This is a genomic window from Kribbella sp. NPDC004138 (genome assembly GCF_053603655.1).
The window spans coordinates 394,133-407,242 of sequence record NZ_JBSGFZ010000003.1 but is presented as its reverse complement, the minus strand read 5'-3'; the positions used below and the strand labels follow the sequence as shown (position 1 = coordinate 407,242).

Below are 13,110 nucleotides of genomic sequence, written 5' to 3'. Positions count from 1 at the left end.
TGATGCCCGGCCCGGTCGCCCTGATCGTGCTGCTGTTCGGCATCAAGCTGATCCCGAACAGGGAGTCGTGGATCGTGGTCGTTCGGCCCAGCCGATTGCCACGACTCGGCGAACGGCCGGCGGAGCTGTGTCGGGCGCGGGGTAGGTCTAACACCCGGTGGGATCGGGGGGTTTCCCTGATTGGTGGGGGTGGTGGGCGGGGCTAATTTGCTCGTATGGCGACGGATGAGGTGCGGAAGGACCTGCGGGCCGCGGTCGCGGCGCGGCAGGAGCTGGGCCCGGAGTACGAGGCCGAGATCATCGACAGCTTCCTCGAGAAGCTCGACCAGCGTGACGTCCAGCGCCGTGCGGGGTCCTACGGGCCGTACGCCCAGCCCGGCTTGCCGGAGCCGGCGCGACCGGGCCGTCCGAGCCGGGAGCCGGACCCGGGCGGCCTGGCGCTCGCGATCGTGTCCGTGGTGGCCGCGATCCCGATCACCGCGATCATGGCCGGCATGATCGGCCCGTTCGGGGTCGTGATCGGCTGGCTGGGCCTGCTCGGGATCAACTTCGCCCGGACGATGGCGCGCCGCCGCTAGCCGACCGGGATCTGCTGGCCCCGGGCGTCGAAGGCGCGGACCTCGGTCTTGAGGCGCTGGCCGACCGTGAACTTCCCGTTGGCTTGGACCTCCGTGTAGGCGAAGCCGCCTTCGACGACGCCCTTGGTCCACGGGCCGCGCCGTCCGTCCAGCACGTAGCGGACTTCGACCGTGGCGACGCTCGGCAGCGCCCGGTAGACGGCCCACGCCTGCAAGGTCGTGCGTGCGTACGTCAAGTTGGCGTCCTCACTGCCGAGGGTCACCAGAGCGCGCTGGTCCGTTGGCTGAGTCTGCCAGTTCTTGTCGGGGACCCGTCCGACCGATCCGACCGATCCGAGCTTCGCGCTCGCCGGTGTGCGTGTCAGGCAGTACCGGTACCCGAGCTTGGCGTCGGAGGGCGCGCCTCCCGTTCCCGGCTTGCGACCGCCGCGGGTCACAGTGGTCTTCGGGGTCGGAGCCTTCTTCGTGTTCAGCGCCACTGCCACCAGCGCGGTGCTGTCCCTGGTGATGCCGCGGACGTGGCGGCTCCAGATGATCTGGGCGGGACCGCCCTCTCCCGGGAACTGGCATTCGGTGACGACCTTGGCCAGGTCGCGCTGCGGCACCGCGCCGAGATCGACACCGACCTTCGCCCCGGCTGAGGCCTGCGGAGTCGACGTGCCGGCCACGCCGGCGTCGTCGGGTGAACCGTTGGTGACGACCAGCGTGCCGGCGACGACGGCCGCGACCGCTCCGACGGCGACCATGGGAGCGGCCCAATGCCGGGCCGGGCGACGCATGGCGGGCTGCGTCTTGTCCATCAACTGGTTGCGCAGGCGGGCGTGCTCGGCGGCGGTCAGCGGCGGAACGCGCGGCGGTTCGAGATCGGTGTTCATGACAGCTCCTCGGTGAGGTCGACCCGGGTCAGCAGGTCGGGGAAGCGACGACGGGTGCGGTGGAGCCGGGCCTTGACGGTTCCGACCGGTACGCCGAGCGCGTCCGCGGCCTCGGCGGTGGTGAGTCCGGACCAGACGACGAGCTCGAGGGTCTCGCGTTCGTGCCGGGGGAGTTTGGCCACGGCGCGACGGATCACGGACATCCGGCGCTCGTCGTCGAGGCGGCGCACGACGTCGGCGGCGTGGTCGTCGTCAGGAGGCGGCTCGGGCAGGCGATCGACGAGCTTGCGCAGCCGGTTCGCCGTACGGAACAGGGAGTTGCACTCGTGTCCGGCCACTCGGAGCAACCAGCCGCGGGCGGTCGGCGCGGTGAGCGGTCCTGGTGGGTTGCGCTGGAAGCGTCGCCAGGTGTTCAGGAACGTCGCCTGGACCACGTCGTCGGCGGCGCTCCAGGAGGCGGTCCGCCGGAACGCGAAGGCACGGACCTCGTCCGCGTACCGGTCGAACAGTTCGCCGAGCGCGAAGTGGTCGCCGACGCGCAGACGCTGCCACAGCTCCTCGTCCGGTCCTGGATCGAGGCCTCCGGGGCCGGTGGCCATGGACGGCTCCGTATCGTCAGTCAGGGTGATCTTCACACCGGCTAGTGACCGGTCGCCGGCCAAATGGTTGCATCACAGCAGCGAGACGATGCCGCGCAGGCCGTTCGCCACGTCGTCGGGCAGGTTCAGGCGCAGTCCGCGGTGGACGCCGTACCACGGCGACAGCCGGGCCCAGTCCCCGGCGCGTTCGACCAGCTCAGGGCCTGGTCGATAGACCTCGGCCGCGCCGGCGGCGACAGCCTTCGGGGCGCCGTTGAGGACCCAGCACAGGTCCAGCGCGGGGTCGCCGATGACCGCGTCCGTCCAGTCGATGATGCCGGTGACCCTGCCGTCGGTGATCAGGATGTGGTCCGGCCCGAAGTCGCAGTGGATCAAGCAGTTGCGGACGGCGGCGACGCGATCGAGCAGCTCGTGGGCGGCGGCCCGGGCCTCTGTCGGCAGCAACGGCACGATCTGCGTCCGGAACTCGCGCAGCTCGACAGCCTTCGCCGCCGACGCGGTCTCGGCGTCCACAGCGCCGTACGCGACGGCTTCTGCCGGGTCAAGAGCGTGCAACGCCTTCAGGAATGCCCCCAGCTCGCGCCCGAGTGCCTCGTCGCCGCCTGTGAGCGGCGAGCCGGGCAGCAGGAGGTGACGTACGCCGTCCGCGGTCCGCTCGGGGACAGGCACCGGCAGCGGCAGCTGAGGGGCGAGCCAGGGGAGGAGGCTGACTTCGGCGAGCAACCGGGGCCGCACCTCCGGGCGGCGCGGGGACCGGTGGATCCACGGGCCGTCGATCCAGGCGTGGCTGTCCCAGCCCTCGATGATCGTCACACCAGGTCCCGGACGTAGGAACCGAGCAGCCCGACGGTGTCCGGCATGAACGGCCACTCGTCGAACTTCGCCACCAGCTCCGCGGGGGACATCCAGTCGCCCCACTCGACCTCTTCCGGCTGGTGCCGCACCGGGCCGTCCCAGACACACGTGTACAGGTACGCGTGGTACCGCGTGTTCTCGTCCGCGTAATCGCCCTCCGGAAGCCGGGTCAGCTCGACGCCGGAGATCCCGAGCTCCTCCTCCAGCTCCCGGACGACGGCGTGGAACGGGTCCTCACCCGCCGCGACGACACCACCCGCGGCGAAGTCGTACCGGCCCGGGTAGACGTCCTTCGTGGTGGTCCGCCGGTGTACGTAGATGTCGCCGGCCGGATTCCGGACGACGACGCCGGTCGCGGAGTGTCGCAGGTTGTCGCGGCGCATGACCGATCGGGGCGCCGATCCGGTGACGTGGTTGTCGTCGTCGAGAATCGCCACCAATTCGTCCATGGGCGCAGTCTCACAGGTAACCCTGTGGACACAGCAACCCCATTTCGTCGCCGGTACCGCGTAGGCTCAACTCCATGAGTGTTCGGCGGATCATGGGAACCGAGACCGAGTTCGGGATCTCGGTCCCGGGTCAGCCCGGGGCCAACCCGATGCTGACCTCGAGCCAGGTGGTGAACGGCTACGCCCAGACGCAGCCGCTCGCGCGCAAGACCCGGTGGGACTTCGACGAGGAGCACCCGCTGCGGGACGCGCGCGGCTTCGACCTGAGCCGGGAGGTGGCCGACTCCAGCCAGCTCACCGACGAAGAGACCGGCCTGGCGAACGTGATCCTCACCAACGGCGCCCGGTTGTACGTCGACCACGCCCACCCGGAGTACTCCGCACCCGAGACCACGAACCCGCGCGACGCGGTGGTGTGGGACAAGGCGGGGGAGTTGGTGATCATGGAGGGCGCGCGGCAGGCGCGCCTGATCCCCGGAGCGCCGCAGCTGAACCTCTACAAGAACAACACCGACAACAAAGGCGCGTCATACGGCTCGCACGAGAACTACCTGATGCGCCGCTCGACGCCGTTCGCGTCGATCGTGCGGCACCTGACGCCGTTCTTCGTGAGCCGTCAGGTGGTCACCGGCGCCGGGCGGGTCGGGATCGGCCAGGACGGCGCCGCGCACGGGTTTCAGATCAGCCAGCGGGCGGACTACTTCGAGGTCGAGGTCGGCCTGGAGACGACGCTGAAGCGGCCGATCATCAACACCCGCGACGAGCCGCACGCGAATCCGGACCGTTACCGCCGGCTGCACGTCATCATCGGCGACGCGAACCTGTCCGAGATCTCGACGTACCTCAAGGTCGGCACGACGTCGCTGGTGCTGGCGATGATCGAGGACGGCTGGCTGACCGACGACCTGGGCGTCGACCGCCCGGTGACCGCGCTGCACGAGGTCAGCCACGACCCGACCTGCACACACCTGCTGACGATGAAGGACGGCCGCAAGCTCACCGCGGTGCAGCTCCAGACGGAATACCTGGAGCAGGCCCGCAAGTACGTCGAGGACAAGTACGGCGACGACGCGGACCGGCAGACCAAGGACGTGCTGCACCGCTGGGAGCAGGTGCTCGACCAGCTCGCGACCGACCCGATGAAGCTGTCCGACCAGCTCGACTGGGTCGCGAAGTACAAACTGCTCCAGTCGTACCGGGACCGGGACGGCCTGGAGTGGGACGACCCGAAGCTGCACCTCGTCGACCTGCAGTACGCCGACCTCCGCCCGGACAAGGGCCTGTATTACAAGTTGGTGAAGTCCGGGCGGATGCAGCGGCTCGTCACCGACGAGGAGATCCGGATGGCTGTCGCGCACCCGCCGACCGACACCCGGGCATACTTCCGCGGCCGCTGCATGCAGCAGTACGCGCCGCAGGTCGCGGCCGCCTCCTGGGACTCGGTGATCTTCGATCTGCCGGGCAAGGAGTCGCTGCAGCGGATCCCGACGCTGGACCCGCTGCGGGGCACGAAAGCGCATGTCGGGGCACTTCTTGACCAATGCGACACCGCAAGTGACCTGGTTCGCACCATTACTGGGGGTGCCGCCGGGTAGGGTCGCTCTTGAGGGTCGGTTGGGCGGCCCTCCCAGCGGTTCTAGGAGGTGTGCCATGGCGAAGGACGGCGGTCAGCAGCACAAGCAGCCGAAGCGTTCGTCGACCGAGGAAGAGGTCGAGCAGGTCGAGGCGTCGGAGGACGTCCAGGAGCGCAAAGAGCGACTCGACGAGGACGTCGACTCGATCCTGGACGAGATCGACGAGGTGCTCGAGGAGAACGCCGAGGAGTTCGTCCGCGGTTTCGTGCAAAAGGGTGGGGAGTGAACCGCTCGATGACATCTGATGCCTCCGGCCGGCTGCCGGAAGCCTTCCTGACCCCAGGCGGCTCGTCGTTCATGGACTTCCTGGCCGGGCACGCGCCCGACCTGTTGCCCGGACGACGGTCCCTGGGCCAGGGTGACCTGTCCAGCGAAGTCCCGCACGGCACGACGATCGTGGCGGCCACCTTCCCCGGTGGCGTGATCATGGCCGGCGACCGGCGGGCCACGATGGGCAACATCATCGCCCAGCGTGACATCGAGAAGGTCTTCCCCGCCGACGAGTACTCGGCGGTCGCGTTCGCCGGCTCGGCCGGCTTCGGGATCGAGATGGTCCGGTTGTTCCAGGTCGAGCTGGAGCACTACGAGAAGCTCGAGGGCGCCACGCTCAGCCTCGACGGCAAGGCCAACCGGCTGAGCGCGCTGATCCGCGGCAATCTGCCGATGGCCATGCAGGGCCTCACCGTGGTGCCGCTGTTCGCGGGCTACGACGAGGACATCAAGGGCGGCCGGATCTTCTCCTACGACCCGACCGGCGGTCGGTACGAGGAGACCCACTTCTACAGCGTCGGCTCGGGCTCGCTGTTCGCCCGCGGCGCGCTGAAGAAGCTGTACCGCGAGGACCTGTCCGAGACCGACTGCGCGACGGTGGCGATCCAGTCGCTGATCGACGCGGCCGACGACGACTCCGCGACCGGCGGCCCGGACATGCTCCGGCGGATCTTCCCGGTGGTCGGCGTGGTCACCGCGGACGGGTACCGGCGGCTGCCGGAGGACGAGGTCGCGACGCTCGTCGACGCGGCCTGGAGCCAGCGGCACCAGCGTCCCGACGGCCCGGCCTCGGCGTCCCTGACCTGACCAAGATCTCGATCGACTGACGAGGACGACACCTTCGATGAGCGTTCCCTTCTACGTCTCGCCCGAGCAGCTGATGCGGGACCGGGCGGACTTCGCCCGCAAAGGCATCGCCAAGGGCCGCAGCGCGATCGCGCTGCAATATGCCGACGGCATCCTGTTCGTCGCGGAGAACCGCTCGCCCGCACTGCACAAGGTCGCGGAGATCTACGACCGGATGGCGTTCGCCGCCGTCGGGCGGTACAACGAGTTCGAGAACCTACGGATCGCCGGCGTCCGGCTCGCCGACATGCGCGGGTACTCCTACGACCGCCGCGACGTCACCGGCCGGGCGCTGGCCAACGCCTACGCGCAGACCCTCGGCGCGATCTTCTCCTCCGGCGGTGAGAAGCCGCTCGAGGTCGAGATCCTGGTCGCCGAGATCGGCGCGAGCCCGGCCGAGGACCAGATCTACCGGCTGACCTACGACGGCTCGATCGCCGACGTCCGGGGGTACGCCGTGATGGGCGGCCCGGCCGAGCAGGTCGCGGACTACATCGGCGAGCACTACAGCGAGGGCATCTCGCTGGCCGGCGCGCTCCGGCTCGCTGTGGACGCGCTCGGCCACGACGGCACCGAGGTCCGGGAGCTGACGCCGGACCAGCTCGAGGTCGCGGTCCTGGACCGGACCCGGTCGCAGGTGCGCAAGTTCAAGCGGATGTCCGAGGAGACGCTCGCCGGCATCCTGAGCGAGTCCCGCCCGGCCGAGGCCCCCACGGAGCCGGCCGAGGAGGAGTCCGAGGCATCGGGCGAGTCGCCGGCGGACGAGGCTCCGGTGGCCCCGTCCGAGGACGACGCGCCGGTCGCGCCGCCGGAGGATCCCGACACCGACCGTCCGCTGTGACGGACCGGCACGAGAGCTCAGCCGCTACCGAGGAGGTGGCGGCTGAGCAGTTCTCGGGCCAGTTGGATGTCGCTCGGGTCGGGGATCCGGAGCCGTGGGAGCTGCTGGGGGAGGAGCCCGGCTTCCACCGGTTCCTGACGGTGAACCTGCGCCGCTACCGGATGCCGGACGGCCGCGAGGTCGACTGGGACGTGTTCGGCCCGAAGTCCGCGGCCGGGATCACGTCCGGCGTGACGGTGCTGCCGTTGACCCCCGAGGGCCGGATCGTGACGGTGCGGATGTTCCGGGCCGGTCCGGACCGGGTCGTCACCAACCTGCCGGGCGGCTATGTCGAGCCAGGCGAAGAGCCCGCGCTCGCCGGCGCCCGGGAGCTCGAGGAGGAGACCGGCTACCTCTGTGAGTCGCTCGACATCGTCGGCTGGCAGTGGTCGTCGGCGTCCTCGACGTACCGCAAGTACGTCGGGATCGCGCGCGGCTGCCGCCCGGACGGGAAGCAGCAGCTGGACGAGACCGAGGACTGTGTCCCGGTCGAGCTGACCGTCGACGCGTTCCGCGCCGAGCTGCGCACTCCCGGTGCGATGACCGGAATCGACGCGGCCTATCTGGCGTTGGACCACGCAGGATTGCTTTGACACACTGCGGAGGATCGATATGAGCGACTGGAACGCGAACGTCATCGAGGAGTTCCGGGCGAACGAAGGCAAGGTCGGAGGCCAGTTCGAGGGTGCACCGATGGTGTTGCTGCACCACTACGGCCGCAAGAGCGGGCAGGAGTACGTCGCTCCGACGATGTATCTCGCCGACGAGACCGACCCGGACGTGATCTACGTCTTCGCCAGCAAGGGCGGCGCGCCCACCGACCCGGAGTGGTACCGCAACCTCGTCGCCGCCGGTAAGGGCACCGTCGAGATCGGCACCGAGAAGCACGACGTCACGGTCACCGACGTGACCGGCGCCGAGCGCGACCGCATCTACGCCGAGCAGGCGCGCCGCTACCCGGGCTTCGCCGATTACGAACGCCGGACCGCCGGTGTCCGGACCATCCCCGTCCTCGCGCTGAAGCGCGCGTAAGGGGCCGGTATCCTGGCGGCGGACCGCGACTGGCGCTGAGGTGGACGACCACCGGGGAACGGTCTGCCATCCGGCTTCGCCGCGCGCCTGGGCACCTTCTGCGACACAGGAGTGCTCCAGATGACCGCTGATCTCATGATCGGGACCGATCTCGCGGCCGAGATGGTCGCCAAGGCTGCCGAGCGCGCCCGCGCCCTGCAGGAGCAGTACGGCGTCCAGCCGTGCCTGGCGACTGTTCTGGTGGGTGACGACCCAGCCTCGGCGACGTACGTGCGGATGAAGCAGAACCGCTCGAAGAAGGCCGGGATCGCGTCGCGCAGCGTCGTACTGCCGGCCACGACGACCACCGCCGAACTCGTCGCGGAGATCACCAAGCTGTCCGGCGACCCGGCGGTGCACGGGATCCTGCTGCAGCACCCGGTGCCGGCGCAGATCGACGAGCGGGCCGCGTTCGAGGCGATCGACCCGGCGAAGGACGTCGACGGCGTGACCATGCGCTCGTTCGCGGCGATGGCGTTCAATGACACCAAGGACCCGAGGTTCCGGTCCGCGACGCCCGGCGGGATCATGCGACTGCTCGCGGCGTACGACGTGCCGCTCGAAGGGGCGCACGCGGTGGTGATCGGCCGCAGCCCGATCCTCGGCAAGCCGGCCGGCATGTTGCTGCTGGCATCGAATGCGACCGTCACGTACGCGCACTCCCGGACGCGCGACCTGCCGGAGCTGGTCCGGACCGCGGACGTCGTGATCGCCGCCGTCGGCAAGGCGAACTTCGTCCGCGGCGACTGGCTGAAGCCCGGCGCCGTGGTGGTCGACGCCGGATACAACGAGGGCAACGTCGGTGACGTGCACTTCGCGGAAGCGGCCGAGGTCGCCCGGCTGATCACGCCGGTCCCGGGCGGCGTCGGGCCGATGACGATCGCCCTCCTCCTGGAGCAAACCGTCGACGCCGCCGAGGCCCAGCTGCGTTAGCGGTCGCAGCCGCCGTCCTTGTCCGGGCGTGAGTGCGGCCGGGCGACGTCGTCGATGCCTTTGTAGGCGTACGGATCGGTCCCGGCGACCATGACGATGTCGCGGTAGTCGTGCTTGGCGACGTGAACGCCGTCCGGCGCGGAGTGCCAGGGGAGCAGCGACTCGGCGCTCATGTAGTGGTTGGCGAGCGCGCGGCGGAGTCCGCGCCGGCCGGTGTTCGGCAGTGATCGGTGCAAGAGGTATCCGTTGAAGATCACCGCCGAGCCGGCCGGCACCTCGACCGGTACGGCGTCGTCGTCGGAGTACGGGAAGTCGAATGCCTCCACCGTGCAGTCGAAGCGGAGATCGTCCTGCTCCCGATCGGGATAGATGACCCCACGGCGGTGCGAGCCCGGCAAGACCCACAGGCAGCCGTTCTCCACGGTGGCGTCGTCGAGTGCGATCCAGGCCGCGGTCAGCGAGCGGTCTCTGGTCGGGATGAAGAACTCGTCCTGGTGCCATGCCTGGCCCGGCCTGCCCTCGGCCTTGATGAACAGCATGGACTGCATCGCCTTGACGTTGGGCCCGATGACCGCGGTCAACGTCTCGACGACGCGCGGCGCGTGCAGGGCGGCGAGCGCGACGTCGGACGCCTTGTGCGGGTGGTGGATGCAGAGGAACTGTCGCAGGACGTCGTCGGTGGATTCCATTGTCGGAGCGCCCTCGACGGTGCCGAGGTCGCCGCGGCACAGCTGCTCGGCCGCGGTGTTCAGTGCGGCGACCTGTTCAGGTGGGAGGGCCTGATCGAGGACGATGAAGCCGTCTCGCCGGTAGGACTCGACCAGTTCGTCGGTGATCTCGGTGAAGTGCATTCAGCCACTGTCGCGGAGCACGCGGAGCCGGCCAATGTCGCAGACGAGCGCTCTACTATCTGTTCATGATCTTGCGATCGCCGGTGATCAGCGTGAACTCGCCGATCCAGATCGCGGACTACGCTCCCGGAGCGACGTACGGGCCGCGCCGCCTGCCGAACTTCGAACTGCTCTGGATCCTCCACGGTTCCGCGCTCTGGCGGACCGAGGTGTACGACGACGCGGGTGTCCGGCAGGCGACGGTCGAGCGCGAGCTCCGGCCCGGATCGCTCGCACTCGCCAAGCGCGGGAATCGGGACGCCTATAGCTGGGACTGTGATCGCGGATCGCGGCATGCGTACGTGCACTTCCAGATCGAGGACTTCGGCGACCTCGGCGATCCGGCTGATTGGCCCTGGGTGCGGTCGATGTCCGATCCGGGTCTGCTCGCGGAGCTGTGCAGCTACTTGCTGGACGTTCCGACGCCGGCCCGGGGCCACAGCGACCGGCTGGTCGCGACGATGCTCGAGGTCTTCGTCAGCGCTCCGGCCGGCCCGCCACATGCCGACCTGCCTGACGCCGTCCGGCGCCTGGTCGATCACGTGGCGACCGTGTGGGCCACGGGTGGTCCCCGGATCGTCGGCGTCGCGGAGCTGGCAGGCGCGGCGAATCTGTCCGCGGGGCATCTGCACCGGCTGTTCCGGCAGGAGTACGGGTGCGGACCGGCGTACGCGCTGGATCTGATCCGGCTGGCCCGGGCCGCGACCGCGCTGCTGCGCACCAACGCCACGATCGCGGAGATCGCGGCCGACTGCGGCTACAGCAATCCGTACCACTTCTCGCGCCGGTTCTCGCTGGCGTACGGCGACCCGCCGGGAACGTTCCGTCGCCGCCGGCAGCTGTCCGATCCACTGGCGCCGGTGCGCGCGGCCGGACTGCTGCCGATGGCCCGCCGGCTCCTCGACGCCGCCCGGAACGGCTGACCCGGCGTGCACGATCCGAGACGGCTGTCCAGTCCTTGGCGACCGTGGCCTAGGGTTGGGTGAGACGAAAAGAAGGAGGCAGCACGTGGCGGTACGGGCGATCCGGGGTGCCACCCAGCTGGACGTGGACGAGCGCGAGCACCTGCTCGAGCGGTCCGCGGAGCTGGTGAAGGCGGTCCTGGAGGCGAACGATCTGGAGAACGAGGATCTGATCAGCATCCTGTTCACCGTCACGGCGGACCTGCGCTCGGAGTTCCCCGCCGTCGCGGGGCGGCAGATCGGGCTCACCGACGTACCGCTGATGTGCATGCAGGAGATCCCGGTGCCGCACGCGCTGCCGCGGGTCGTCCGGCTGATGGTGCACACCGAGACGCCCCGGTCCCGGGACAAGATCCAGCACGTCTATCTGCACGGCGCGGTCGCGCTCCGTCCGGACCTGACCGGCGCCCAATGACCGAGCTTCGCGGCCCGGTCCGCATCGTCGGCACCGGGCTGATCGGCACGTCGATCGGCCTCGCCCTGGCACGGCTCGGCGTGGTCGTCGAGCTCGTCGACGGGAACCCGGACAACGCGCTGATGGCCGAGCGGATCGGCGCCGGCGCGCGGACGGTCGACATCGAGCCGCAGCTGGTCGTGGTCGCCGTACCGCCGGACCATGTCGGCGCCGTCGTCGCCGAGCAGCTGCAGCAGACCCCGGCGATCGTCACGGACGCGGCCAGTGTGAAGTCGAAGCCGCTGACCGACGCGCGCGGCCTGACCGACGACGTCAGCCGGTACGTCGGCAGCCACCCGATGGCGGGCTCCGAGCGCAACGGCCCACTGGCGGCCCGCGCGGACCTGTTCGACGGCGCCACCTGGGCGATCACCCCGCACGCGACGAGCGCCCCGGAGGCGGTCGATCTGGTCCGGCGGCTCGCCGAGGCCTGCGGCGCGCGGACGGTCGAGCTGTCCGTCGAGGACCACGACCTGGGCGTCGCCCGGGTCTCGCACCTTCCGCACCTGATGTCGGCGCTTGCCGCGGGCACCCTCGCGGACGCGCCGTCCTCGCACCTCGAGCTGTCCGGTCAGGGCGTCCGCGACGTGACCCGGATCGCGGCCGGTGACCCGCGGCTGTGGACCCAGATCGTGTCGGCGAACTCGACCGCGCTGACCGGCCTGCTGGAGCAGATCCGCGGTGAGCTCGATCGGCTGCTCGTTGCCCTCGGCAAGGAGGAGGCGGCCGACGAGCTGACCGCGATCCTCGGCCAGGGCGTGTCCGGCGCGGTGCGGGTGCCGGGCAAGCACGGTACGCCGCACATCGACCTGGTCACGGTGCTCGTCACGATCCCGGACCGCCCGGGTCAGCTGGCCCGGCTGTTCGCCGACGCCGCCGAGTCCGGCGCCAACGTCGAAGACCTGCGCATCGACCACAGCCCGGGCCGCCCGGTCGGTGAGGTCGAGCTCACCGTCAAGCCCGGCTCGGTCGACCAGCTGGTCGACGTCCTCACCGAGCGCGGGTGGGTAGTCCACCGCTAGCTTGTCCCCGCGCGAAGGTAATCTTCGGGGCATGATCATCGCTGTGGACGGGCCGAGCGGCTCCGGTAAGTCGAGCACCGCGCGCGGAGTGGCCACCCGGCTCGGACTGCGCTACCTGGACACCGGGGCGACGTACCGCGCGGTGACCTGGTCGGCCGTCGACCGCGGTCTGGACCTGGACGACACGGCGGCGGTCGCGCAGCGCGCGCGGGAGCTGGAGCTGGAGATCAGCACCGACCCGGGCCGCCAGTTCGTGATCGCCGACGGGACCGACATCACCGCCGCGATCCGGGAGCCCCGGATCAGCGAGGTGGTGTCGAAGATCGCCACCAACCTGGACGTCCGCCACGAGCTGGTCCGGCGGCAGCGAGCCGTCATCGACGCTGCGCAGGACGGCGGCGGGATCGTGGTCGAGGGCCGCGACATCGCCACCGTGGTCGCCCCGGACGCCGAGCTCAAGGTCCACCTGACCGCCGACCAGGACGCCCGGCTGTCCCGGCGCGGCGCCGAGCTGGGGTCCGGTGCGGTCAGTGCGGAGCAGTTGCGGGACCAGATCGTCCGCCGCGACGCCGACGACGCGACGGTCTCGCAGTTCCTGGTCGCCTCCGACGGAGCCGTCACCGTCGATTCCACCCATCTGACCCTCGAGGAGGTCATCGACGTGATCAGCCGGCTCGCCAAGGAGACCGTTCCTCGAGGCCGGGAGCTATGACTGTACCCATGCCGCGCCTCCGGCGCGGTGGGTCATGGGGCTTTGACTCCCGGTCTTCCCTCGTCGCTCCGGTCGCTGCG

Annotated in this window: 17 protein-coding genes and 1 riboswitch; of the genes, 12 read left to right on the top strand and 5 right to left on the bottom strand. The window is 70.2% G+C overall.

Annotated features, from left to right (window positions below):
* Positions 1 to 215 precede the first annotated feature (215 nt).
* Positions 216 to 578, top strand: coding sequence for a hypothetical protein (locus tag ACWEOO_RS06135; RefSeq protein ID WP_359924968.1), 363 nt, complete (start codon positions 216 to 218; stop codon positions 576 to 578).
* On the opposite strand, the gene ACWEOO_RS06130 is transcribed toward ACWEOO_RS06135, so the two are convergent.
* The 4 genes from ACWEOO_RS06130 to ACWEOO_RS06115 form a co-directional block, all read right to left on the bottom strand.
* Complete coding sequence (locus ACWEOO_RS06130; protein WP_452142039.1) at positions 575 to 1,453, bottom strand: hypothetical protein; 879 nt, start codon at positions 1,451 to 1,453, stop codon at positions 575 to 577. The genes ACWEOO_RS06135 and ACWEOO_RS06130 overlap by 4 nt on opposite strands.
* Positions 1,450 to 2,052 carry an RNA polymerase sigma factor gene (locus ACWEOO_RS06125; RefSeq protein ID WP_452142038.1) on the bottom strand — a complete coding sequence of 201 codons (603 nt, stop codon included), beginning with the start codon at positions 2,050 to 2,052 and terminating at the stop codon, positions 1,450 to 1,452. The genes ACWEOO_RS06130 and ACWEOO_RS06125 overlap by 4 nt, the downstream gene beginning before the upstream one ends.
* A 72-nt stretch (positions 2,053 to 2,124) precedes the next feature.
* Entirely contained in the window at positions 2,125 to 2,865 is a 741-nt protein-coding gene (locus ACWEOO_RS06120) for a phosphotransferase (protein WP_452142037.1), read from the bottom strand.
* Complete coding sequence (locus tag ACWEOO_RS06115; RefSeq protein WP_359924978.1) at positions 2,862 to 3,356, bottom strand: NUDIX hydrolase; 495 nt, start codon at positions 3,354 to 3,356, stop codon at positions 2,862 to 2,864. Before ACWEOO_RS06115 ends, ACWEOO_RS06120 begins: the two co-directional genes overlap by 4 nt.
* Positions 3,357 to 3,430: 74 nt before the next feature.
* Here ACWEOO_RS06115 and dop point away from each other — a divergent pair, with 74 nt between their 5' ends.
* From dop to ACWEOO_RS06080, 7 genes are all read left to right on the top strand, one after another.
* On the top strand, positions 3,431 to 4,951 hold the full coding sequence (gene dop, locus ACWEOO_RS06110) for a depupylase/deamidase Dop (protein ID WP_355692465.1): 1,521 nt from the start codon (positions 3,431 to 3,433) through the stop codon (positions 4,949 to 4,951).
* A gap of 55 nt (positions 4,952 to 5,006) precedes the next feature.
* Positions 5,007 to 5,216 carry a ubiquitin-like protein Pup gene (locus tag ACWEOO_RS06105; protein WP_130448384.1) on the top strand — a complete coding sequence of 70 codons (210 nt, stop codon included), beginning with the start codon at positions 5,007 to 5,009 and terminating at the stop codon, positions 5,214 to 5,216.
* An 8-nt stretch (positions 5,217 to 5,224) separates the two neighbouring features.
* Entirely contained in the window at positions 5,225 to 6,067 is an 843-nt protein-coding gene (prcB, locus tag ACWEOO_RS06100) for a proteasome subunit beta (RefSeq protein ID WP_359924981.1), read from the top strand.
* Positions 6,068 to 6,104: 37 nt separating this feature from the next.
* Entirely contained in the window at positions 6,105 to 6,947 is an 843-nt protein-coding gene (gene prcA / locus ACWEOO_RS06095; protein WP_452142036.1) for a proteasome subunit alpha, read from the top strand.
* A gap of 35 nt (positions 6,948 to 6,982) precedes the next feature.
* Positions 6,983 to 7,579 (top strand): NUDIX hydrolase, encoded by a 597-nt coding sequence (locus ACWEOO_RS06090; RefSeq protein ID WP_452142035.1) that lies wholly within the window; start codon positions 6,983 to 6,985, stop codon positions 7,577 to 7,579.
* Between the two features lie 19 nt (positions 7,580 to 7,598).
* Entirely contained in the window at positions 7,599 to 8,018 is a 420-nt protein-coding gene (locus ACWEOO_RS06085; protein ID WP_452142034.1) for a nitroreductase family deazaflavin-dependent oxidoreductase, read from the top strand.
* Between the two features lie 15 nt (positions 8,019 to 8,033).
* Positions 8,034 to 8,118, top strand: a riboswitch (ZMP/ZTP riboswitch).
* A gap of 20 nt (positions 8,119 to 8,138) precedes the next feature.
* Positions 8,139 to 8,990 (top strand): bifunctional 5,10-methylenetetrahydrofolate dehydrogenase/5,10-methenyltetrahydrofolate cyclohydrolase, encoded by an 852-nt coding sequence (locus tag ACWEOO_RS06080; protein ID WP_452142033.1) that lies wholly within the window; start codon positions 8,139 to 8,141, stop codon positions 8,988 to 8,990.
* Here ACWEOO_RS06080 and ACWEOO_RS06075 read toward each other — a convergent pair.
* On the bottom strand, positions 8,987 to 9,841 hold the full coding sequence (locus tag ACWEOO_RS06075; protein ID WP_452142032.1) for a phytanoyl-CoA dioxygenase family protein: 855 nt from the start codon (positions 9,839 to 9,841) through the stop codon (positions 8,987 to 8,989). The two genes, ACWEOO_RS06080 and ACWEOO_RS06075, sit on opposite strands and share 4 nt — an antisense overlap.
* Positions 9,842 to 9,906: 65 nt before the next feature.
* Here ACWEOO_RS06075 and ACWEOO_RS06070 point away from each other — a divergent pair, with 65 nt between their 5' ends.
* The 4 genes from ACWEOO_RS06070 (at position 9,907) to cmk (ending at position 13,030) form a co-directional block, all read left to right on the top strand.
* Positions 9,907 to 10,803 carry a helix-turn-helix domain-containing protein gene (locus ACWEOO_RS06070; protein WP_452142031.1) on the top strand — a complete coding sequence of 299 codons (897 nt, stop codon included), beginning with the start codon at positions 9,907 to 9,909 and terminating at the stop codon, positions 10,801 to 10,803.
* 85 nt (positions 10,804 to 10,888) lie between these two features.
* On the top strand, positions 10,889 to 11,257 hold the full coding sequence (gene aroH, locus ACWEOO_RS06065) for a chorismate mutase (RefSeq protein ID WP_452142030.1): 369 nt from the start codon (positions 10,889 to 10,891) through the stop codon (positions 11,255 to 11,257).
* On the top strand, positions 11,254 to 12,318 hold the full coding sequence (locus tag ACWEOO_RS06060; RefSeq protein WP_452142029.1) for a prephenate dehydrogenase: 1,065 nt from the start codon (positions 11,254 to 11,256) through the stop codon (positions 12,316 to 12,318). Before aroH ends, ACWEOO_RS06060 begins: the two co-directional genes overlap by 4 nt.
* Positions 12,319 to 12,349: 31 nt before the next feature.
* The gene (cmk, locus tag ACWEOO_RS06055; RefSeq protein WP_452142028.1) at positions 12,350 to 13,030 is read left to right on the top strand and encodes a (d)CMP kinase; all 681 of its coding nucleotides are present in this window, start codon (positions 12,350 to 12,352) and stop codon (positions 13,028 to 13,030) included.
* The last annotated feature ends 80 nt before the right edge of the window (positions 13,031 to 13,110 follow it).